Here is a 22,063-nt window from a genome sequence, read left to right as displayed (position 1 = left end):
CTTTCGGGTTCCGGAGTCCTTGGAGGTCAGCCATGTCAGATCCTCGTCGCATCGAGGTCAAAGACGCCAGCCCTGACGGTGCCGTCAGTCTCTACAGCAAGCGCAAGCGAATTCAGGTCAAGTCTATAACGGGGCGTTTCCAGACGATTCGCAATATCTCCATCCTGAGCACCATGGGGCTTTATCTGTTGTTGCCCTGGTTGCGCTGGGACGGTGAGCAGGCGGTGCTGTTTGATCTGCCGGCCCGGCAATTTCGCATCTTCGGAATGACGTTCTGGCCGCAGGATTTCCTGTTCCTGTCCTGGTCCCTGATTATCGCGGCGTTTGCCCTGTTCTTCTTTACCGTACTGGCAGGGCGGGTGTACTGCGGGTACGTGTGCCCGCAAACCACCTGGACGCGCTTTTTTCAGTGGATTGAGGAGTGGCTGGAAGGTGATCGCCACAGCCGCTTGAAAATGGACGATGCCCCCTGGTCAGCCAGCAAGATCATGCGCCGTGGCAGCAAGCATGTTCTATGGTTGCTGCTGGCGTTTCTCACCGGGCTGACGTTTGTCGGTTATTTCTCACCGATTACCGATCTCACCGCCCGCATCTTCAGTCTCGGATGGGGTGGCTGGGAGTTGTTCTGGGTGGGCTTTTTTACGGTTGCCACCTATGGCAATGCGGGTTTTATGCGTGAGCAGGTGTGCCTGTACATGTGCCCCTATGCTCGCTTCCAGAGTGTCATGTTCGATCACAATACCCTCATCGTTTCCTATGACGAAGAACGCGGTGAACCCCGTGGCAAAGGGGCCAAGAAGAAACAGGCAGATGCAGAAAACTCGCTCGGGGATTGCATCGATTGCGGGATGTGCGTGCAAGTGTGTCCCACCGGTATTGATATCCGCGAGGGGCTCCAGTACGAGTGTATTACCTGTGCGGCCTGTATCGACGCCTGTGACGATGTGATGGATCATATTCACAAGCCCCGTGGGCTGATTCGCTACACCACGGAAAACGCCCTGCAGCACAAGCCTTCCAAGGTGATCCGGCCACGCCTGATCGGTTACGGTATCGCCTTGCTGCTGATGGGCTCTCTGTTCATGGGGAGTCTGTATGGCCGTGTACCATTACAGGTGGATGTAATTCGCGATCGAAACCAGTTATTCCGCACCACCAGTACCGGTGAGATTGAAAATATTTATCGGCTGGTGATTCTCAACAAGAGTCAGGATGCGGAACGCTATGAACTGTCCCTGGAAGGCCCGGACGGGCTTTCCATGGAAACCCGCGAACAGTTTACCCTGCAGGGCGGTCAGACCCTGAACCTGCCGGTGACGGTAAGCTATGACCCCTACGAAGTCGAAGTGCCATCATCCACAATCTGGTTCACGGTCAGATCCCTGGATGACCCCAACCTGGAGAAGCGTCATGAGTCACGATTCATTGCACCCGGACGCTGACAAGGCCTGGTACCGACACCCTTTTCTGTGGCTGGCGATACTGCTGCCCGCTACCGCCGTGGTCGCGGGGCTGATTACCCTCTACATCGCCATCGTTAACGCCGACGATCCGGTGGTGGATGAGTGGTACAAGGAAGGCAAGGCCATCAACCGCTCGGCTGAACAGGAGCAGCTGGCAACCAGGCTGGGCATTGGGCTGGAATTGTCCCAGGTGGGTGCCGGAGTCCAGGCCCGTTTGCTGGCTGCCACGGCGATTCCCATGCCCCCCTCCATCAGGGTGGCCTTGCGTCACCCCACTATTGCTGACAGGGATGTGATCATTGAACTGGTCAACCAGGACGGTAGCCACTACCGTGGCGACGGCATCCTGCCCGATGATGGTCGCCGCAATGTGACGGTCACCGCGGAAGGAGACCATTGGCGGCTATACCAAACGGTTTTCACTGACAGCGGCATGCTGCGACTGGGGGCCATTCCGGCTTCATGACCGATTCCTGTTGGCACTGTGGAAATCCGGCCCCGGCCGGGGCGTTCCAGGCACGCACGCCGGAAGGCTCCCGTGACGCCTGTTGTCCCGGCTGCGCCGCTGCCATTGAAACCATTTATGGCCTGGGGCTGGACGACTATTACACCGTCCGAGAAAGTCAGGCGCCGGTGCCGGACGAGACCCGCACGGCACTTAATCGCGCCCTGTTCCGTGTACCGGAGCTGGTGGCCCCTCATCTCACGGATCTGCCTGATGGTCAGCGGCTGAGGTTACAGCTTGGCGGCCTGACCTGTGCGGCGTGCAGCTGGTTAATCGAAAAGGCTGTGCGCGAGCAGCCGGGTGTAAAGGCGGCCACCGTCAATCTGGCGGGAATGACCTTACTGGTCGATTATCAGGGCGTGGCTGATGCGGAAGCCACCGCCGACAGGGTGCTTCGTCTGGGCTACAGCGTTACCCTGCCCGGTGATCCGGCCCAGAGTCAGCAACAAAAACGCGAACAGCGTCGTCTGGTGGGACGCCTTGCGTTGGCAGGCCTTGGGGCCATGCAGGCAATGATGTACGCCACCGCTCTGTATATTGGCGCCTTTGAAGGACGGGACGCGGTGTACGAGTGGGTGTTCCGCATCGCCAGTCTGCTGGTGGCCACTCCGGTGGTGTTCTACTCCGGATGGCCCTTTTTCCAGGGGGCCTGGCTGGGTCTGAAAAAGGCTCGCCTGACCATGGATGTGCCCATTGCCCTTGCCCTGCTGTTGGCCTGGGGCGGCAGTATCGCGGTGATGGCCAATGGTGGCCGTCATGTCTATTTCGATTCTGCTGCCATGTTCGTGTTCTTTCTGCTTACCAGCCGTTGGCTGGAACAACGCCAGCGTCGGGCTATCCATGAAAGCTATCAGCACCTGGGCGCAACCCTGCCCCAGGCCGTGCGCCGGCTCGATGATCATGACCAGCCAGTGTGGATCAGTGTGCGTCAGGTTGCGTCCGGGGACCGGCTGCAGTTGATTCAGGGCGACACCGTCCCGGTGGATGGCAGTATCCTGGATGGTGAGGCGGCTCTGGATGAGTCCGCCTTCACCGGCGAATCCCTGCCTGTACAGCGACAACGTGGCGATAGCGTTCATGCCGGAACGCGGGTGGTGGAAGGTGGTCTGGTGGTGGAGGCCGCCGGCACCGCGGCCAACAGCCTGATGGCGCAGATTGGTGAGCAGGTTGATCGAGCCCAGCAGGAGCGGGTTGAGGTGGTGCGGGACTGGCAGCAGGTGGCACCGCTGTTTACCACTGCGGTACTGCTGCTTGCTGCTTTCACAATGGCCTGGCACTGGTCCTCCGGCCCTGCCGTCGCCTTTGAGCATACCCTTGCTGTACTGGTGGTAACCTGCCCCTGTGCCCTGGCGCTGGCGGTACCGTTAACCCTCTCGGCAACACTGGGTTCCGCCCTGAAGAATGGCGTGCTTGTGGCGTCTCCGCGCCAATTGCTGAAGCTGCCTGCCGTGCGGGGGGCCATTTTTGACAAGACGGGCACTCTCACCACCGGTCAATTTCGCATAGTGGAGAGCCGCCTGGCCGGTGGCTCTGGGGACAACCCGGACAAGGATGTGCTACTGGCTATTGCTGCAGCTCTGGAGTGGCAAAACCCGCATCCTCTGGCGCGACCTTTCCAGAGTATCCCCCGGGATCCGGGCGTTAACCAAATTCGCACCTCAGGAAACGGTGTTCAGGGACAGCGTGATGGCTGTCTGTGGCGCATCACCGGTGACCCGGGCAGTGCGCGAGACGGCATGACCAGTCTGGCCCTGTTCTGTGACGAACAGCTTATGCTGCAATTGTGGCTGGAAGATGCCCTCCGGGACGAATCTGCGACGGTGGTGAGCCGGCTCGCTGATAAAGGCATAACCAGCCGCATGGCCACTGGCGACAACGCCGAGTCAGCTGGCAAGGTGGCTGGGGCTACTGGCATCCGTGAATGGCGCGCCGGTATGACCCCGCAAGCCAAGCAACAATGGGTGGAAGAATTGGAGGCCGATGCGCCGCAGATGATTGTGGGTGACGGCATCAATGATGCCAATGCCATGCTGAGCGCTTCGGTCTCCGTGGCAACGGCCAATGCCACCAGTCTCACGCAGCGGGCAGCCGGTCTTTATCTGCTCCAGGACAAGCTGGATGCCACCCCTGCCCTGCCCGACCTGGCACGGTTCTGCCAGCGTCTGATTCGACAAAATCTGACCTGGGCGCTGCTCTACAATGTGTTAGCGGTGCCCTTTGCGGTTGCCGGGTTGATCCCGCCCTGGGCGGCTGCGATCGGTATGTCTGCCAGTTCCTTGCTGGTCACCTTCAACGCATCACGGATAAGCCGATGGAAATTGTCATCCTCCTGATTCCGCTGGCCCTGATTTTTCTGGGCGGCGCCATCGCATTCCTGTTCTGGGCCCTGCGCAAGGACCAGTTTGAGGATCTGGATAATGCTTCCTGGCGGGTCGTATTCGACGATCGCGAGCAGCGCCGTGACAAGGATGCCAGCCGCAACCGTTCCGAGAGTGACAACGATGAATCCTGAGTCAGTTCTGGCACTGCTGGCCAGCGGCGCCTTGATCGCTGCCACTGGCAGCATTCACTGTGTTGGTATGTGCGGGGGCATCAGCAGTGCCCTCACCTTTGCCATTCCCGAATCCCGGCGGCACGGCACCACCTTGTGGCTCTGGCAGGGTATTCTCGGGCTGGGCCGGATGACTACTTATACCGTGTTTGGAGCCCTAGCCGGGGTGCTGGGCAGCCAGTTGCTGGATCTGCTACCCGGCCCGGCCATGGCCGTTGGTTTGGGGCTTTCGGGCATTCTCATGCTACTCCTGGCACTGCATCTGGCGGGTAAGGGCGGCCTGCTCGCCCAGCTGGAGCGATTCGGGCAGGGAGTGTGGCGCAAACTGCAGCCGCTGACTCGAAAACTGCTACCGCTGGATCACCCTGTCAAGGCTTATCTTCTGGGCATGCTTTGGGGCTTCCTGCCCTGCGGGCTGGTATATACCTCACTTGCCCTGGCGGCCACCAGCGGACAACCTCTGACCGGCGCTGCCATCATGGCGGTGTTTGGCGCCATCACGGTGATCCCTGTAGCCACCACCGGTGTCATCGCTTCCCGCTTGCAGGGATTCCGCAGCCCTGGAGCACGCAAGTTTGCAGTGATCCTGACTACGCTACTTGCTGGCTCTTTCCTTTTTATGGCGTGGAAAATGGCATCGGGAGGCGGGCACCACATGCACCAGCATGCGAGCAGTCAACAGGCCCCCATGGAGTATCACGACCCTCAAAACCAACCCCATCATCAGCACCATTGATCCATATCAAGAAAAGCAGCAAGTAGCGGCGCGATAATGCCCCCTCTGTTGGGGAGGACTGCTTGTGGTGGAATGGAATGAATCGCTAATTACTCAATACGGAGGCCCCGGCCCCCGTTATACGTCCTACCCGACCGCCCCCAATTTCCATGCTGGTATCACACAGGCGGATCTCGCCAGCGCGGTTGACGAAGGCAATGCGGCTCGCCGGCCGCTGTCTCTGTATTTCCACATCCCGTTCTGTAGCACGGTCTGTTATTACTGTGGGTGCAACCGCATTGTCACGGCCAACCGGGCTCGTGCCGGGGAATACCTCAAACACCTGAAACATGAAATCCGCCTGCGCGCGGCCATGATTGATGACCGCCGTCAGGTGACCCAGATTCACTGGGGTGGTGGTACCCCGACTTACCTCAGTGATGCCCAGATGACCGAACTGGTGTATGACATGGCTCGCCATTTCAATTTGCGTGAGGACGACCGCGGGGATTACGCCATCGAAATTGACCCACGCACCGTGGACCGTTCGCGGCTTGGCCTGCTGCGCGGGCTGGGCTTCAACCGGGTGAGCCTGGGAGTGCAGGATCTGGATCATGACGTGCAGGAAGCGGTCAATCGTATTCAGCCCTGGGAAATGATTCGCGACACCATGCACTGGGCCCGTGATTTCGGGTTCCGCTCCATCAACCTGGACCTCATCAGCGGACTCCCCCGCCAGTCCGAAGCGTCCATGACCCGGACCCTGGAAAAGATCATCCCGCTGAAGCCGGAGCGGATTTCACTGTATAACTACGCGCATCTGCCGGAACGTTTCAAAGTACAGCGCCAGATCAACTGCGACGATCTCCCCTCTTCGGAGGAGAAAGTGCGAATGTATGCCCGTGCCGGCAAGATGCTCCAGGATGCGGGCTACCGTTTTATCGGCATGGATCACTTCGCACTGGAAACGGATGAAATGGCCGTGGCCCAGAGGAATGGGCTGCTGCACCGTAATTTTCAGGGATACAGTCTGCACGGCGATGCCGACCTCATCGCCATGGGCGTCAGCGCCATTAGCCAAATCGGGAATCTGTACGTCCAGAATCAGAAAGACACAGGCGCATGGCAGGCACGCATTGAAAACGATGAGATCCCCATTGAGAAAGGCTATATGTTGAGCAAAGATGATCAGCTACGTCGTGATCTGATCATGCGACTGCTGTGCGACCTCCATCTGGACATCAAGGCCTTCGAGCAGCGCTGGGGCATTCACTTCTCTCAGACCTTTGCAGATGCCCTCCAGCGTTGGCATTTTTTCGCGGATCAGGGCCTGGTGACGCTGACTGCGGACCATTTGAATATCACCGAACAGGGGCGCCTTGTAAGCCGCGCCCTGGTGCAACCGTTTGACCGCTATATCGCACAGCAACCGGCGGTAAAATACAGTCGGATTCTATGACTCACAGTGGGTTTAATTGCTCTACACTGAGCACATACGCAGCGTTAAATAATGGAGTTTCCCGTGACACAGCATGTTTCCTGTAACGAGTGCAGCCTGAGCCCGGTATGTCTGCCTCTGGCTGTGGCCCCCGCCCAACTGGACCAGCTGGACAATATCATCCACCGTGGCCGTCCCCTGAAACGCGGAGAACACCTGTTCCGGGCTTCCGACGGTTTCGAGGCGGTGTACGCCGTGCGTTCCGGCGCCATTAAGACCTATGTACTGAGCGATCAGGGCGACGAACAGGTCACCGGTTTTTATCTGCCCGGCGAAGTGCTGGGCATGGATGGCATTAGCACAGCGCACCATATTTCCAACGCCAAGGCGCTGGAGACGGCCACCGTTTGCGAGATTCCCTTCTCGCAGCTGGAAGGTCTCTCACAGAAAATCCCGTCTCTGCAGCACCATTTTTTCAGCCTGATGAGCAACGAAATCCGGGCAGACCGTGAACTGCACATGCTGTTGAGCAAGAAAAATGCGGAAGATCGGGTAGCATCACTCCTGCTGTCGCTGTCTGCACGCCACCAGCGGCGTGGCTTGAGCCAAACCGTCTTCCGCCTGCCCATGTCCCGTTATGACATTGCCAATTATCTGGGGCTGGCCGTTGAAACCGTCAGTCGTATCTTTACCCGCTTCCAGCAAAACGGCTGGATTCGTGCTGAAGGTCGCGAGATCGAGATTCTTGACCGCGGCAGACTTTGCGGACAGGACGCCTCCATGGAGGACTCCCTGTGACCGCCTCAGTGATGGTTGTTCTTGATGCGGATCTGAAAGCAGACCAGCCAGCTCTGAGCAAGGGACTTGCCCTCGCGAACGCGCTGGATGCGCCGTTGGATGTGGTCGTTAATGGGTATTCCGCAGCCATGGCTCGAGCCGTAGGATTTGACAAGGAACGCTTTGCCGCTGCCTCCGGGCAAATTCATCACGCCTGGGAAAAACGCATTGAATCACTTTGTGGCGGGCTGGACTGCAACACCTATGTTCTGTGGGAAAAACAGGAAATCGATGCACTACGCAGGGTGATTCTTGCCATAGAGCCTGAAATGGTTGTGGTGCACACCAGTGCTGAGAGTGGTTTGCGCCGCCACATCTTTACTCCCCGCGACTGGCAATTGATTCGTAAGGCGCCTTGCAATGTGATGTGTGTTCACAGTCAATCCTGGTCGACACCCCCCAGGGTGTTGCTCGCAGTGGATCCGGAATTCGGGCAAGACGGAGCCGACGCGTTGTCAGTCAAGGTTACCCGGCAAGCCGTTAACCTCTCTTCTCAACTACAAGGTTCCTTGCACGCCAGCCATGTTCTCGATGCTGTGGATGACAGCCTGGTATTGCTGATGGGTGAAGCCCTGTCGGAATTCAGCGGCAGCCTTGAAGACATCAAGGAGGGACAAAAGTCGGCATTCCGGAAATTTGCCAGCGGCCAGGGGCTGCCCCCTGAGCAACTCGTCATGCTGGAAGGTCCTGTTGCGCCTGCCTTGTCCCATTACTGTCAGGACAACGATGTAGATTTACTGATTGTCGGCACTGTCCATCGCAATTTGCCTGAAAGGTTATTGCTGGGAGCCACTGCCGAGACTGTAATTAGCCGTGCCAGCTGTGATGTGCTGGTGGTGAAACCTGATGATTTCCAGACGCCCTGGAAATCCTGATAGCGGAGAATCCCATGTCGGAGAAAAAGGACTTTATCGAATCTGTTCGCCAAAAGCTTGAAGATTGGGACTACCAGCGTGATCGTCTGGCTGCTCGCATCAATGATCTCAGCCACGAGTGGAAAGACGATGCTGAAAAGCGCCTGGAGGAGTTCAAGGTGCAGCGCAAGGAACTTGAAGGCAAGCTGGAGGTGCTGGAAAGCCGCTCCGAAGATGCCTGGCAGGATATCAAGGATGGTGTCGAGCTAGCCTGGGATGGCCTGAAAACTGGCTTGCTCGCCGCCCGCAGCGAGTTTGAAGACGACAAGAAAGACTGAAAACCGGTTTAACCGCAGATGTCACAGGGCTCACTGAGTAAAAAACCTTTATTTCAGCTTCCCCTGTGTCTCTGGGTGGTGGCTACAAGTGCCACAACCATCTGCAGCCCTTCGCGCTACGGCAGAGAAAATCAACCTTGTCGATTTGTGTGAAAAAAAACGACTATCTTCACACTCTCTTTGGCCAGACCTTTTTTACTGTTCTTCGCGCCGGAATACAGGCTTGTCTACGGTGGATTCAGCGTCACAGTAGCGATAGCCTGCCACGTCGAAGTTGACGAGTTTGTCCGGATCCTTGATGCCCTTTTTGAGAATCCAGGCTGCCATTAACCCTCGCGCTTTCTTCGCATAAAAGCTGATAACTTTGTATTTTCCGTTTTTCTCGTCCTGAAACACAGGTTCGATGACACGACCATGGATATCTTTTGCCTTTACGGATTTGAAGTACTCGTTGGAGGCAAGATTGACCAACACATCGGTCTTGAGCGCCTTCATATCCCGGTTCAACTGGTCGGTGATACTGTGCCCCCAAAAGGCGTAAAGGTCTTTACCACGGTCATTATCCAGTTTTGTGCCCATTTCCAGCCGGTAAGGTTGCATCAGATCGAGGGGGCGGAGTACGCCATACAGGCCGGACAGCATGCGGAATTGCTCCTGAGCGCGCTCCAGTTGTTTGTCCGTAAAGGATTCAATCTCCAGGCCGGTATACACATCGCCTTTAAAGGCGAACGCAGCCGGCCGGGCATTCTTCTTATTGAAGGGGCGCTGCCATTGGGCAAACCGCTCCACATTGAGATGGGCAATCTTGTCACTGACCTTCATCAGGCTACCCACATCGGCAGGTGACAGCTGGCGAGCCCGTTCGATCAGTACCTCGCTGTCATCCAGCATGCGGGGCTGGGTTGCCTTCAAGGCAGGTAACGGGCTTTCATAATCCAGCGTTTTGGCCGGGGATACCACGATCAGCATGACGCTCTCCTTTACATGTCGCTGGCGCAATTATAGTGCCTGATTAATGTTGCTACACAACCTGACGCACTGACACTTTCTTGTCGCTAAAACGTATGGGGGCGAGTTTATGTAGAATGGCTCCAGCACACCCATCAAGACGGTTTGACGACAAAATTAACTACGCAGTGGCGGAGTATAGACTGCTAACATCATGGTAACCCAAGGTATGCACACGAGGAGGTGAAATGCGCCTATTGCTGATATTGACTGTAATTATCGCCGTTATCGTGTTGCTTCTGGCCAGTTGGCAGCGAGGCAAGCGGGTGTTCGCAATAACAGCAGTACTCACGGCAATGGTTCTTGCTGTGCTGGCATATGGGGTGCTCAAGCCTGGCAAGCATGATCAGCTGACGCTTCCCCCTGACAATATTCGTGTTCAAGTTAGCGACACGATTCAATCTGAATCCGGCATCCGCTTTAGCGGTACAGTCTTCAACGGTGGTGAACTGGATCTGGCGGGGGTGACACTACGAGCAACGGCTTTTGCGTGTACTGATCAGGGGCAGGACTGCCGTGCCATCGATCAGCAGGAGCAGCTTTTACAGCTGTATATACCTGCCGGGCGTCATTATGCCTTTGCAATGGTTGCACGCCATCCGGAGGGAGCAGAAACCGTTGATAAGTGGGAAGTCACCCCGGTGTCAAGACTGGCCTACCCTGCCCCCTGAATGGCGCCGACTGGCAAGATGACGTGATAATGGTCACAATTCGCCTTCCTGACACCCTGGAGTCTTTATGGCGTCCTTGATCCCAGGCCAGGCCACGCCCATTGGCACTCATGCCTGGCGAGTACTGGCCCGCAATCCGGGAATGATGACCGGTCCTGGCACCAACAGTTATCTGTATGGCAAGGATAGCCTGACAGTAATCGACCCCGGCCCGGAGGATCACGATCATCTCCAGGCATTGCTGCATGCTGCGAAAGAACTGGGCAAGCCAATCAGGCAGGTGATTGTCACCCACACTCATCGTGATCATTCGCCCGGCGCCCTGGCACTGGTTGCCGCTACAGGTGCTCGCTGTCTTGGTCCTTTTGTCCCGGATGATGGTCTTCAGGATGAAAGCTGGCAGGCTGACACTCTTCTTGCCGACAACGACGTACTGGATTGCGGGGGCGTCTCACTGAAAGTGATTGCAACCCCGGGACATGTTTCCAACCACCTTTGCTTCCTCACCGAACAGGGCCTGCTGTTTACCGGGGATCATCTGATTCAGGGTTCCACCGTGGTCATCGCCCCGCCGTCAGGTTCCATGGGGGCTTACTTCAGCTCGCTGAGGAAACTGCAGGGCCAGGGTATCCGCATGATGGCCCCGGGGCATGGCGATGTGATCGACGATCCCGAAACCGCAGTCAGCCACACCCTGGCCCACCGCCAGAAGCGGGAAGACAAGGTGCTTGATTGCCTGTCGGCCACATCAGTACCGGTGAGTGCCCTGGTAAAAAGCGTCTACGACGACGTGCCTGCCTTTCTTCACGGTGTGGCCGAATTTTCCCTCCTCGCCCACCTGATCAAACTGGCCGAGGACGGAAAAGCAAAGGAATCCCCTGAGGGCTGGTCGTTGCTTGAGTAACCATTGAAAAGCCGGCAGAAGCCCGCCCCACGCGATTTGCACCTCAGTGCAGCTCCTACAGCACGAATCACCCTCTGGCCCAGCTGAAACCTGAAAGCCTTCAAAGCAACGCACTGTTCAACTATTAACTATTCACTGTTAACTATTAATTGCCTCTTCACAGCCATCCCTTGCGTTTGAAATACCAGTACGGTGCGATGCCGGAAAGGATCATGAGCCCGATAGCCATGGGGTATCCGAACTCCAGCCCTAGCTCCGGCATCACTTCAAAATTCATGCCGTAGATGCTGGCAATCATGGTGGGTGGCAGGAAAACCACAGCCGCGATGGAGAATATCTTGATGATCTGGTTCTGTTGAATATTGATGAAACCCTGAGCCGCATCCATCAGGAAGTTGATCTTGTCGAACAGGAAGGTGGTGTGCGACATCAGCGTGTCCAGATCATGCTGGATCTCGGCGCAGGTGCGACGACGATACTTGTCAGAACGCACATAGCGCTGGATAAAGGAGATGGAACGCTGGGTATCCATTAGACACAGGCGAATTTTCCCGTTGGTATCCTCCAGGCGGGCGAGACGCTCGATATCCTGATCCAGTTCCCCATTTTCCTCCTCCAGAACACTGTAACCCACCTTCTCCAGATCGCGATGCACATCCTCAATGGCGTCGGCCAGGTTCTCCACTTTCTGATCAAGGATGCTGAGCAGGATATCCATGGGCTGCGACACCTTCACCCAGCCACGACGAATGCGCAGTCGCATGAGCCGGAAATCGGCCATGCGGATGTCATCCCGGAAGGAAATCAGGCGCTCATCCTGAACCACAAAGGCAACGGTTGAAGTCCGTGACCGCCCTTCTGATTGGAGCAGAAACAGGGAGTGAACGTGCAGGCCGTGCTCGTCAGTGAAGTACCGGGCAGACGACTCAATCTCTTCCTTGTCGTCAGATGGCAGGGCGTCCTGGAAGAAAGACTGTACGAGAACCCGCTCGGGCTCATCCGGCTCAACCAGATCCAGCCAGCTGGCCTGTTCGGCCTGGGCCACGTCCAGTTCGTGCCCGGCACTGTCCTTTTCCCTGAGCACACCGTTTTCAATGGCGAAAAGATGCAGCATGATGCTTCCCTGTATTGCGAACCGATCCTCTGGTCCCTGTTGCTATTAGTTGCTGATCATGACTGCCAACCACCGCCCTTGCCAACCTGAATTTGTTACATTGGATCAAGGTGCCAGGTTGACCCTCTGGCACCAGGCACTGCCTGCCTCGCTCCATGAAAATCTCTATCGTGAACTTGAGAATGCCCTCGCCTGGCGTCAGCCTGTGGTGCGAGTTTTTGGCCGTGACCACCTAACCCCGAGGCTGACAACCTGGGAAGGAGAACAAGGCGTAAGCTATCGTTATTCCGGTTTGACTGAGACGGCCGCGGGCTGGCCTTTGGTACTGCGCCCTGTGCTCGAGCAGGTTGAGGCGGTTACCGGGCATCGCTTCAACAGCGTACTGGGAAACCTTTACCGCGATGGCAGCGATAGCATGGGCTACCACAGCGACGATGAAACAGAATTAGGGCCACAACCCTGGATTGCGTCTTTGAGCCTTGGTGCCAGCAGGGATTTTGTCTTCCGTCGCCGTTCCGGTAGCCGTCATCAGTGCGCCAGTATCTCGCTGGAAGACAATACCTTGTTACTGATGAGCCCTGGGGTTCAGGCACATTTTCAGCATGCTCTGCCCCGCCGCGCCCGTGTGACAGAGGGGCGCATCAATCTGACCTTTCGGTATATTGTCAGCCCCAGAACAGATAGCTGATAAGTATGGCTGAAATCAACCCCGCGGCGTCAGCCGCCAGCCCACACCAGAGCGCATAGCGAAAATCACGGATGCCAACACTGCCAAAATAGACCGCGAGTACATAAAAGGTGGTTTCTGTGGAGCCCTGCATCACCGCCGCCATCCGACCTGCCAGGGAATCCACCCCCTGGGTTTGCATCACGTCGATCATGGCAGCGCGAGCGCCTGAGCCACTCAGGGGTTTCATCATCGCCACGGGAAGCGCTTCCACAAAGCGGGTATCCATGCCCAGAGCAGCGGCCAGCCAACGCATACTGCCCAGAATCAATTCCAGCACTCCGCCCGCACGCAGCATGGCGATCGCTGCCAGCATGGCGACCAGATACGGAATGATGCGCACTGCTGTGGTGAAACCTTCCTTGGCACCTTCCACAAACACATCGTAACTATCAACGCGGCTGCGCCAGGCAGCAATGAAGAAGGCAGCCAGGACCAACAACAAAATACCGTTGCCGAGCAGGCTGGATAAGGTGTTGGCCAAATCCGGTGGTGATAACCAGACAACAAGCCCCAGCCCGCCAAGCAACGTCAGCCACAACCCGGCAACCAGTAGTATAAGGGGTTGTAGCAGCGATATTTTCTGGACACGGCTGGTGACCCAGACCCCGGCGAAGGTGGAAATGGTAGTTGCCATCAATAAGGGCAAGTACACCGCTGCCGGGTCCTGGGCCCCTTGCTGTGCGCGGAAAAGCAATACGGTGACTGGGACAAGCGTGACAGACGAAGTGTTCAGCACCAGGAACATGATCTGGCTGTTGCTGGCCACCCGTGGCGTTGGATTGGAAGTTTGCAGCGACTCCATGGCTTTCAGACCCAGTGGCGTCGCAGCATTGTCCAGCCCCAGCATGTTGGCTGCCAGATTCATGGTAACCGGGGCAGTAGCTGCCCGGTTTTGCTGTAATTCCGGCATTAACCTGCCCAGTAACGGCGTTAGCCAGGCGGAAAGGCGGTCTGCCAGGCGGCTTTCCTCGGCCAGGCGAAACAGGCCGCTCCACAGTGCCAGCACCCCAATCAATCCAAGGGAAACGTCAACAGCCAGGTCCGCGGCCGCCCAAAGGGCATTGACCAGGCGCCCTGGCGCCCCCATGTCACCCATAATGAGCTGAATACAGGCGCCAGCGACGCCCGCGAGGAAAAACAGGCTAAAGAGTCTGTGCAAACCTTCCCCCTTGCGCTAGGGTTTACATCTAAGTGTATGAAAATTAGGTATTTGGTGATTCCTGCACTTCTTGCATGGGAACACCGTAGAGATAGCCGGGTCTATGATAATAGCTGTGATGGCCATGACCATCTGCTCCCCGGTCATAAACAAGGTAAACATTGAGAAAACGCATGTCATTAGTCCGAAAAATGTTTCCTGTCGCACTGGCAGTATTGCTTCTGGGTGGCGCTCTTCAAGTCACCGGGAGTCTGCGTGCTTCACCGGAAATCGAAGGTTCGCTGAAACCCACCAGCGAACAGATTGACGCGGCCGAGGAAATTTCGGACAAACTGAAATACCACTACCGAAAGCTGGATTTCAATGACGCCCTCTCCAGCCGGGTACTGGATCAGTATCTGAAAGATCTTGATCCCAACCGGCTTTATTTCGTCGCCAGTGATATCAAGGAATTCGAGCGTTATCGCAATCTGCTGGATGATCAGCTCAGCGATGGCGAGCTCGAGGCCGGCTACACGATCTTCAATCGCTTCCAGGGGCGTATTGAAGATCGGCTCAACGCCATGCTTGAGTTGGTCAACGGCGACCTTTCCAAACTCAAGTTTGATGGTGATGAAAGCGTCCGCGTCGACCGCGAAAACGCTGACTGGGCGGCAGATGAAGCTGCACTTTCCGATATCTGGGAGCGTCAGTTCAAGAATGCGGTTCTCACCATGCGTCTGAATGATGCGGAAGACAAGGACATCCAGACCCGTCTCACGCGCCGCTATGAGAGTCAGCTCAAGCGCATCAAGCAAAACACCCCTGAAGACGTGTTCCAGGTTTACATCAATGCGCTGACCCAGACATTTGATCCACACACCACCTATTTCACTCCGCACAATTCGGAAAACTTCGATATCAGCATGAGTCGCTCTCTTGAGGGTATTGGCGCTGTGCTGCAGTACGAAGATGGCTACACCAAGGTGGTGCGGCTGGTGCCGGGTGGTCCGGCGGCCAAGAGTGGCCAGCTGAAGCCGGCAGACCGTATTGTCGGGGTCTCCCAGGATGAAGATGTCCCTGTCCCTGTTATTGGGCTGCGCCTGGACGAGGTGGTTGATCAAATTCGAGGCCCGAAAGACACCAAGGTCAATCTGGAGATTATTCCTGCAGGCACCAACAGCGAGCACGATACCCGGGTGATCAGCATCATCCGCAACAAGGTTGTGCTGGAAGAACAGGCCGCCAAGAAAGATATCATCGAAATCCAGCGTGACGGAGAAACCCGCAAACTGGGCATCATCGAAATACCGGCATTTTATCTGGACTTCGCGGCTTTCCATCGCGGTGACCCGGATTACACCAGCACCACCAGCGATGTGGCCAAGCTGCTTGTGGAGCTGCGCAAGGAGAATATTGACGGACTGGTTATTGATCTGCGCAATAACGGTGGCGGCTCCCTGCTGGAAGTGAACAAGCTGGTCAGCCTGTTCATCAACCGTGGCCCCACTGTTCAGGTGCGCGAATCCAGTGGTCGCGTGAGTGTCGAAGCAGACAAGTTCCCGGGTGTGCTTTATGCCGGCCCCATGGCCGTCATCGTTAATCGTTACAGTGCCTCAGCCTCCGAGATTTTTGCCGGCGCCATGCAGGATTATGGACGCGCCTTGATTGTCGGTGACCAGACTTACGGCAAGGGCACGGTACAGACCCTGCTGGATCTGAATCACGGCAAGCTCAAGATGACCAACGCCAAGTTTTATCGGGTATCAGGTTCCAGCAACCAGAACCTGGGGATCGTACCGGACGTTGATATGCCCTCCCTGATAGACAAGGCGGATGTGGGCGAAAGTTCCTTGCCCAATGCCATGCCCTGGGATGAAATTGATTCGGCCAATTATCAGCGTGTCAGCGATATGGTGCCCTACCTGCCCATGTTGCGTGAGCGCCATGACAGCCGGATTCAAAAAGATCCCGAGTTTGTTTATGTGGAAGCACTACGCGCCCTGCTTGACCACAATCGCAACATGGATGAGCTGTCACTGAACATGGAAAAACGCGCCAACATGCAAAAGGACTTCGATGTTCAGCGCCTGGCCATTGAGAACGAGCGTCGCAAGGCTCGCAATGAAGATCCGCTGGATAACATCAAGGCTCTCCGTGATCTGGAAGAACAGCGTGCACTGGACCCGCAGAGCCATGAGGAAGCCATGGATGAGGACCCCTATGTCCGAGAAACCGGGGAAATTCTGGTGGATTTGATTGATCTGATCAGAGATAGCCAGGTAGCCCGTAAAGGCTAATTCCTCTGTGTTGTGAGACGTATAAAAAAGCCGGCATTAGCGCCGGCTTTTTTATTGTTCATGCCTTGTTATCGGGGGCGCCTCTACTCGAAAGACGTCATGCTCCACCCTGCTACGCCAGTGACTTGAATCCCCAGCGCGCGGGATTCTCTCCCAGACCGGCCTGCAGCGTGCGGCGTCCCAGATTATGATTGAATCCTTCCAGCACCCGTTTGGCAGGATCCGGCAGTATCCGCATACTGATGCTGGCGGCCCGGATTGCTGTCTTGACGATATGCACCGCGGAGCTTGCTGGCACTGAACTGTAGATGTTCAGGTCATTCGCCACAGTGTCACCGATCAGATAGCGGCTGAATGCCAGCAGCACATCATAGGGCAGATTGAACGGAGCCTTGCCCGACATGTCTTTTAGTAGCGCCTTGGCAAGCGATTCGCTGTCTGGCGTTGGGTCATAGAGGTGTGACGTCAACTGAAGGGCCATGATTTCCTGCTCTTCCAGTGTGGTGGTCAGCAGTGCCTCATCCACACCGAGCAAGTAGCCCGCGTAACGCCAGAAATAGTGCATGGATTCATGTTCACGGCGGTTGATCCTGACCCCTAACCGCTTGAGCCCGCGTACCACCATGAAATCGAATTCCAGGATGGTCCCGGCCATGTCTTCCTGATTGATGGGCAAGTCGTACTTTTCCACATCCCAGCGAGGGTTTTTACGCAGGAACTGGCGTACCGCAGCGTGCAAAAGGCGCACTTCCATAATGGTTCGATGACCCAGGCCGCCCGGTCTGAGGCCATCATCCCCAACAATGTTGTGGAGCATCTGCCCGGTTTCGTAGATGCGGCGCGACACATCCTTCTGCAGTCGCCCCGTGGCCACCAGAACCTGGGAGGGTTTGTTGTGTGCATAGCCCTCGACGAGACTGGAGCACATCAGCACCAGCCCTTGCAACGCGCCGTTGCGGCGATACATGCGCCGTCCGAGCTCCATCTCCTCGAAGTCCACCCAGCTGGGCACCGTATAGCAATGATCCAGGAAGGCCTGAAAATCGCCGCCCTCCTCTTTGGCGCGGCGCTCAACCTCATCCAGCAAACCTGAAGGGCGGGTAAATTTTATTTGTGCAGCACAGCGGTCGGCCAGCGGATCCTGGATCTGCCGCCACTTGTCAAGATTCTCATGGGAGTAACGGTCCCACCACACCCGTTCCTGTGGGCTTTGGGGACCTTTTTGATAACGCGCAAGCTCCTGCGGAGTAGCCATAGATACCTCACAACTTTATTGTTATCAGAACTCACGGGTTCTGATTCCAAGGTAAAGCCACTCGCGGTATCGGTCAATACACTAAATCGCGCTTTCTGTTACCCCCTCGATGAGGGTGTTGATCAGCCACTGAGGCGCATCCAGCGGCAGATCGTGCCCGGCTTGTGGCTGCACCTTCAACGGCAGCTGCCAGGCCTCAGCCATGCGCCGTGAGCAGACCGGGTTCACCAGGCGGTCACCACCTCCACTGATAATGATGGTAGGGACTGACGAAGGCAGTGATGAAGGTGCACGAAATCGCATGGCCGCAACCAGTTGGCGAAGGCTGTTTGTGATCGAAACCGGTTGCAACCTGGCATACTCTGCCCACTTTTCAGCAAGTTGATGCAGGAACGCCCTGTCATGAAGGTTTGAGGTGATTTCCAGAATCGCCTGTTCTTTGCGAACACGATCCCGGTTGAGAATCCCGTCGCGGATGAGCCGCAGGTAATTGGCAGGCCGCAAGCGCTGCCAGAAAGGGTTGAAACGACTGGAGGAGGTATTGATAAGCGCAGCGAATGCCACTTCCTTGGGAGCCTGGGAAAGCCACTGAACGGCTGTCATTCCCCCCAACGACAGCGCCACAAGATGATATGGCCCCTGGAGCCCCTGCTCTTTCAACTGCTCGCGGGCATGAATCACCATGGCGCCGATGCGCGTGGGGCTGGGCTGATCATAAAAAATGCCATTTCCGGGAAGGTCCAGGGTGATAACCCGGTCATTGGGTAGCGCGGCCTGCATTTTTGCCGGAAAATCTTCCCAATGCTTTTGTTCACGGACCAGGCCTCTCAGCAACACCCAGGTTCTCGCCATGCGTAGTCATCCTTCCCTTAAGTAGTTATTCGACCTTAACCCCGGCGGTTTGGACAATGACCCACCGGGGTTTACCCGCTAGAATGCCACCGGCATTCAGGATGGCAAATGGAGTTTCCGCGCCAATGACACGAAAAACGGTAAAACGGGTAAAAACAGGCTCTGTGGAGCGTCGCTTTTCCATGGCCAGAGCCGGTTTCATGGCGGGTGCCAAATACGCCACCGCCAGTGCCGGTACATTTTTTACCAGCAAGGACAAGCGGGATGAGCGCCGAAAGGAGATCCTTTCCGCCCGTGCACAGGAGCTGGTAGAGGAACTGGGCAAGCTGAAAGGCTCGGTGGTCAAGATTGGTCAGATGATGGCCCTGTTCGGTGAACACTTCCTTCCTGAAGAGGTAACTACCGCGCTGCATACCCTGGAAAACCAGACCACTGCCCTGGAATGGTCGGCTATCGAGAAGCATTTGCGGATGCAGCTTGGTGAAGTAAAACTGGCACAGCTGGACGTTGACCCTACCCCTTTGGGTGCGGCGTCCCTTGCCCAGGTACACCGTGCCACCCGTAAGTCAGATGGCCGCGAGCTGGTGCTCAAGATCCAGTACCCTGGCGTGGCCGATGCCATCGATTCCGATATGCGCGCCCTGGTTCGTCTGCTCAAGCTGAGCCGCCTTGTGCCTATGACGGAACAGTTCAATACCTGGCTGGCGGAAGTGCAGGAAATGCTGCGCCGGGAAGTGGATTACGACCTGGAAGCGCATACCACCCGGCATTTTCGCCAGATTCTCGCCGATGACCCCCGTTTTGTCGTTCCGGAGATCATTTCCGAGTTCTCCAGCCACAACATCATGTGCATGACCTTCGAAGAAGGCATCAGTGTGACCGATCCCGCCGTTCTGGCGCTGTCCCAGACCCGCCGGAACTTCATCGGCCGGGCGATCATGGAGTTGTGTTGCCGTGAAGTGTTCGAATGGAACAAGATGCAGACTGACCCCAATTTTGGCAATTATCTGCTGAGGATTGGCGAGGAACCGGAGAAAGACCAGATTATCCTGCTGGATTTTGGCGCCATTCGTGACTTTGATAATGATGTGCTTGGTCCGGGCCGGGAAATGATTCGCGCGTCCTACCATCACGACACCGATCGCCTGATCCGTGCCCTGAGTGCACTGGACTTTCTTGCCCGAGGCACACCGCGACGAATTCTGGATGATTTTGCCGCCCTGTGTTTTGAAGCTGTCGAGGTGCTACAGGACCCGGAACGCTTCCCGCCACCGGCCAATCTTCTCAATGAAAAGCTGGAATACAGCTGGGGAAGAAGCGATCTGCCCTCAAGAATCATGAACAAAGCCGGCAAGAACGCACTTTCCGTGCACTTTGACGTGCCCCCCAAGGAATTCATCTTCCTGTTCCGCAAACTGCTTGGCGCTTATACCTTTCTGCATGTGATCGATGCCGAGGTACGCGGTAATACCATTCTTGATCCCTTTATTGCGATGCAGGAACAGGACGACATCCTTCTCGTTGATCAAAAAACCATCAGCCCGGTGGATTGACGGCCACCGGCAACGGCCTCAGGATAGCTCGCAGCCCTTATATCAAGGGGGCTTACCATGCCCTTTATGGCTCAAAGACTGTCATATCAGGCCACAGAAAGCACCGAATAAGGGTTATCAGACGTTATCCGCCTGTTAACCGCTTATCGGTACGATAACCATTTGTCATTTGCCAAGCTGGTAGACGCACAATATGGTTAGCACCCTGCTGAGGCCCTGCATCCTTGTCCGACCGGTTTGTCGGCAATCAGCGGGCCTTACTTTACGCGGCTTTCAGGGAATCGGGTTGCCCTTGATTCCTCTCAGAAAGTCGATTATTTGCGAACCACAGACGGGGGTAACGCAGGTGATTATCGGTGTTCCCAAAGAAATCTGCCCTGGCGAGCAGCGCGTTGCTTTAACGCCTGCCAATGTCAGCGCATTGCTGAAAAAACAAGGTGTCGAGATCAATGTTGAGCGCGGCGCCGGCGAGATTGCCGGTTACCCGGACAGCGCTTTCGAAGCTGCCGGAGCCAAACTTGTTGATCGTGACGAGATTTTCTCCTCTTCCCAGATTGTCCTTCAGGTTCAGACGCCAGGCAGCAACACCGCCAACGGTGAAGAAGATCTGGGCAAACTGAAAGAGGGTCAGATCCTGATCGGTATGACCGACCCTCTGGCCAATCCGCAATTCGCCCAGTCCCTGGCCGAGAAGAAGATTTCAGGTCTGGCGTTGGAACTGGTACCGCGTATTACCCGCGCACAGGCCATGGACGTTCTGTCTTCCATGGCCATGATTGCCGGTTATAAGTGTGTATTGCTTGCTGCCACCGAATCCCAGCGCATGTTCCCCATGAACATGACCGCTGCCGGCACCCTGAACGCCTCCCGCGTGTTCATCATGGGTGCGGGTGTTGCCGGTCTGCAGGCCTGTGCTACCGCCAAGCGTCTTGGTGCCGTAGTAGAAGCCTATGACGTGCGCCCCGCTGCCCGTGAGCAGATCCTGTCTGTTGGCGCCAAGCCGGTGGAACTGGATCTTGACACTGGAGAAGCAGAAGGCACCGGTGGTTACGCCAAGGCCCAAGGTGAAGATTTCCTCAAGCGTCAGCGTGAATTGATGACGGAAGTCGTCAAGGAAATGGACGTGATCATCACCACTGCTGCTGTTCCCGGCGCCAAGAGCCCGATTCTGGTAACTGAAGACATGGTCAAGGCCATGAAGCCCGGCTCCATTATTGTCGATCTGGCGGCAGAACGTGGCGGTAACTGTGAAGTCACTGAAGCTGGCAAGACAGTGGTCAAGCACGGCGTTACCATCATCGGTCCGGAAAACGTCCCCTCTTCTGTGGCTTTCCATGCCAGCCAGATGTTTGGCAAGAACATGGAAAACCTCCTCAGTCTGCTTCTCGACGACAATGGCGACCTGCAGCTGGACTTTGAAGACGAAATCGTTGCTGAAACTGTGATCAGTCATGGCGGCGACGTACCCCAGGCCCGTTTGCGTGATCTGCTTGGTCTGCCTGCGCTGGAAAAACCGGAAGCGCCGGCTGAAGAAGCAGCAGACAGCAAGGAGGAAAAGTAATGGATTTCGTAGCTCAACTTACCCTGTTCGTGCTGGCGATTTTCCTCGGTGTAGAACTGATTACCAAAGTTCCGCCGACCCTGCACACCCCCCTGATGTCTGGCTCCAACGCCATTTCCGGCATTACTGTGGTGGGCGCACTGATTGCGGCCGGTTCGGATTCCGGACTGCTGATCAATGTGCTGGGCTTTGCCGCGGTGGTTCTTGCCACCATCAACGTGATTGGGGGCTTCATGGTCACCAATCGAATGCTGGCGATGTTCAAGAGGAAGTAAT

21 protein-coding genes are annotated in these 22,063 nt (G+C 56.4%); 16 read left to right on the top strand and 5 right to left on the bottom strand.

All coding sequences use genetic code 11. The features are described from left to right. Positions 1-32: 32 nt before the first annotated feature. The 9 genes from ccoG (at position 33) to GQF00_RS02560 (ending at position 8,701) form a co-directional block, all read left to right on the top strand. Entirely contained in the window at positions 33-1,442 is a 1,410-nt protein-coding gene (gene ccoG, locus GQF00_RS02600) for a cytochrome c oxidase accessory protein CcoG (protein WP_161317592.1), read from the top strand. Next, positions 1,411-1,929, top strand: a complete 519-nt coding sequence (locus GQF00_RS02595) for a FixH family protein (RefSeq protein WP_161317591.1) — start codon at positions 1,411-1,413, stop codon at positions 1,927-1,929. The genes ccoG and GQF00_RS02595 overlap by 32 nt, the downstream gene beginning before the upstream one ends. Then, complete coding sequence (locus GQF00_RS02590; protein ID WP_161317590.1) at positions 1,926-4,301, top strand: heavy metal translocating P-type ATPase; 2,376 nt, start codon at positions 1,926-1,928, stop codon at positions 4,299-4,301. The genes GQF00_RS02595 and GQF00_RS02590 overlap by 4 nt, the downstream gene beginning before the upstream one ends. After that, positions 4,280-4,480, top strand: a complete 201-nt coding sequence (gene ccoS / locus GQF00_RS02585; protein ID WP_161317589.1) for a cbb3-type cytochrome oxidase assembly protein CcoS — start codon at positions 4,280-4,282, stop codon at positions 4,478-4,480. The genes GQF00_RS02590 and ccoS overlap by 22 nt, the downstream gene beginning before the upstream one ends. Next, positions 4,470-5,255, top strand: coding sequence for a sulfite exporter TauE/SafE family protein (locus tag GQF00_RS02580; protein WP_161317588.1), 786 nt, complete (start codon positions 4,470-4,472; stop codon positions 5,253-5,255). The genes ccoS and GQF00_RS02580 overlap by 11 nt, the downstream gene beginning before the upstream one ends. Before the next feature lie 64 nt (positions 5,256-5,319). Next, positions 5,320-6,693 (top strand): oxygen-independent coproporphyrinogen III oxidase, encoded by a 1,374-nt coding sequence (gene hemN / locus GQF00_RS02575; protein WP_161317587.1) that lies wholly within the window; start codon positions 5,320-5,322, stop codon positions 6,691-6,693. A gap of 63 nt (positions 6,694-6,756) precedes the next feature. Continuing rightward, on the top strand, positions 6,757-7,470 hold the full coding sequence (gene fnr, locus GQF00_RS02570; RefSeq protein ID WP_370519452.1) for a fumarate/nitrate reduction transcriptional regulator Fnr: 714 nt from the start codon (positions 6,757-6,759) through the stop codon (positions 7,468-7,470). After that, on the top strand, positions 7,467-8,384 hold the full coding sequence (locus tag GQF00_RS02565; RefSeq protein WP_161317585.1) for a universal stress protein: 918 nt from the start codon (positions 7,467-7,469) through the stop codon (positions 8,382-8,384). The genes fnr and GQF00_RS02565 overlap by 4 nt, the downstream gene beginning before the upstream one ends. 14 nt (positions 8,385-8,398) lie before the next feature. Then, positions 8,399-8,701, top strand: a complete 303-nt coding sequence (locus GQF00_RS02560) for a hypothetical protein (protein ID WP_161317584.1) — start codon at positions 8,399-8,401, stop codon at positions 8,699-8,701. Between the two features lie 195 nt (positions 8,702-8,896). Here GQF00_RS02560 and yaaA read toward each other — a convergent pair whose 3' ends face one another. Then, a complete protein-coding gene (gene yaaA / locus GQF00_RS02555; protein WP_161317583.1) occupies positions 8,897-9,670 on the bottom strand; it encodes a peroxide stress protein YaaA in 774 nt (257 codons plus the stop codon). A 227-nt stretch (positions 9,671-9,897) separates the two neighbouring features. Here yaaA and GQF00_RS02550 point away from each other — a divergent pair, with 227 nt between their 5' ends. Further along, positions 9,898-10,380: a hypothetical protein gene (locus GQF00_RS02550; protein ID WP_161317582.1), complete on the top strand. Its 483-nt coding sequence runs from the start codon at positions 9,898-9,900 to the stop codon at positions 10,378-10,380. Between the two features lie 67 nt (positions 10,381-10,447). After that, positions 10,448-11,284 (top strand): MBL fold metallo-hydrolase, encoded by an 837-nt coding sequence (locus GQF00_RS02545; protein WP_161317581.1) that lies wholly within the window; start codon positions 10,448-10,450, stop codon positions 11,282-11,284. A gap of 157 nt (positions 11,285-11,441) precedes the next feature. On the opposite strand, the gene corA is transcribed toward GQF00_RS02545, so the two are convergent. Continuing rightward, positions 11,442-12,398, bottom strand: coding sequence for a magnesium/cobalt transporter CorA (gene corA / locus GQF00_RS02540; RefSeq protein WP_161317580.1), 957 nt, complete (start codon positions 12,396-12,398; stop codon positions 11,442-11,444). A gap of 118 nt (positions 12,399-12,516) precedes the next feature. Here corA and GQF00_RS02535 point away from each other — a divergent pair, with 118 nt between their 5' ends. Continuing rightward, entirely contained in the window at positions 12,517-13,086 is a 570-nt protein-coding gene (locus tag GQF00_RS02535; RefSeq protein WP_237440354.1) for an alpha-ketoglutarate-dependent dioxygenase AlkB, read from the top strand. Here GQF00_RS02535 and GQF00_RS02530 read toward each other — a convergent pair. After that, a complete protein-coding gene (locus tag GQF00_RS02530) occupies positions 13,064-14,287 on the bottom strand; it encodes a nucleoside recognition domain-containing protein (RefSeq protein WP_161317578.1) in 1,224 nt (407 codons plus the stop codon). The two genes, GQF00_RS02535 and GQF00_RS02530, sit on opposite strands and share 23 nt — an antisense overlap. A gap of 173 nt (positions 14,288-14,460) precedes the next feature. Here GQF00_RS02530 and GQF00_RS02525 point away from each other — a divergent pair, with 173 nt between their 5' ends. Beyond that, on the top strand, positions 14,461-16,566 hold the full coding sequence (locus GQF00_RS02525) for a carboxy terminal-processing peptidase (protein WP_161317577.1): 2,106 nt from the start codon (positions 14,461-14,463) through the stop codon (positions 16,564-16,566). A 112-nt stretch (positions 16,567-16,678) separates the two neighbouring features. On the opposite strand, the gene GQF00_RS02520 is transcribed toward GQF00_RS02525, so the two are convergent. Both GQF00_RS02520 and GQF00_RS02515 read right to left on the bottom strand, forming a co-directional pair. After that, a complete protein-coding gene (locus tag GQF00_RS02520; protein ID WP_161317576.1) occupies positions 16,679-17,821 on the bottom strand; it encodes an oxygenase MpaB family protein in 1,143 nt (380 codons plus the stop codon). 81 nt (positions 17,822-17,902) lie between these two features. Beyond that, positions 17,903-18,673: an alpha/beta fold hydrolase gene (locus GQF00_RS02515; RefSeq protein ID WP_161317575.1), complete on the bottom strand. Its 771-nt coding sequence runs from the start codon at positions 18,671-18,673 to the stop codon at positions 17,903-17,905. A gap of 125 nt (positions 18,674-18,798) precedes the next feature. On the opposite strand from GQF00_RS02515, the gene GQF00_RS02510 reads away from it, so the two are divergent. The 3 genes from GQF00_RS02510 to GQF00_RS02500 all read left to right on the top strand — a co-directional run bounded on the left by GQF00_RS02510 (position 18,799) and on the right by GQF00_RS02500 (position 22,062). After that, positions 18,799-20,226, top strand: coding sequence for an AarF/ABC1/UbiB kinase family protein (locus tag GQF00_RS02510; RefSeq protein ID WP_161317574.1), 1,428 nt, complete (start codon positions 18,799-18,801; stop codon positions 20,224-20,226). 346 nt (positions 20,227-20,572) lie between these two features. After that, positions 20,573-21,787 (top strand): Re/Si-specific NAD(P)(+) transhydrogenase subunit alpha, encoded by a 1,215-nt coding sequence (locus tag GQF00_RS02505; protein ID WP_161317573.1) that lies wholly within the window; start codon positions 20,573-20,575, stop codon positions 21,785-21,787. Further along, positions 21,787-22,062 (top strand): NAD(P) transhydrogenase subunit alpha, encoded by a 276-nt coding sequence (locus tag GQF00_RS02500; protein ID WP_035231055.1) that lies wholly within the window; start codon positions 21,787-21,789, stop codon positions 22,060-22,062. The genes GQF00_RS02505 and GQF00_RS02500 overlap by 1 nt, the downstream gene beginning before the upstream one ends. Position 22,063 lies beyond the last annotated feature (1 nt).

This window comes from Alcanivorax sp. DP30, from assembly GCF_009882945.1.
GTDB lineage: Bacteria > Pseudomonadota > Gammaproteobacteria > Pseudomonadales > Alcanivoracaceae > Alcanivorax.
Note: the sequence above shows the minus strand (reverse complement) of the source record. Positions and strands in the feature narration are given on the sequence as shown.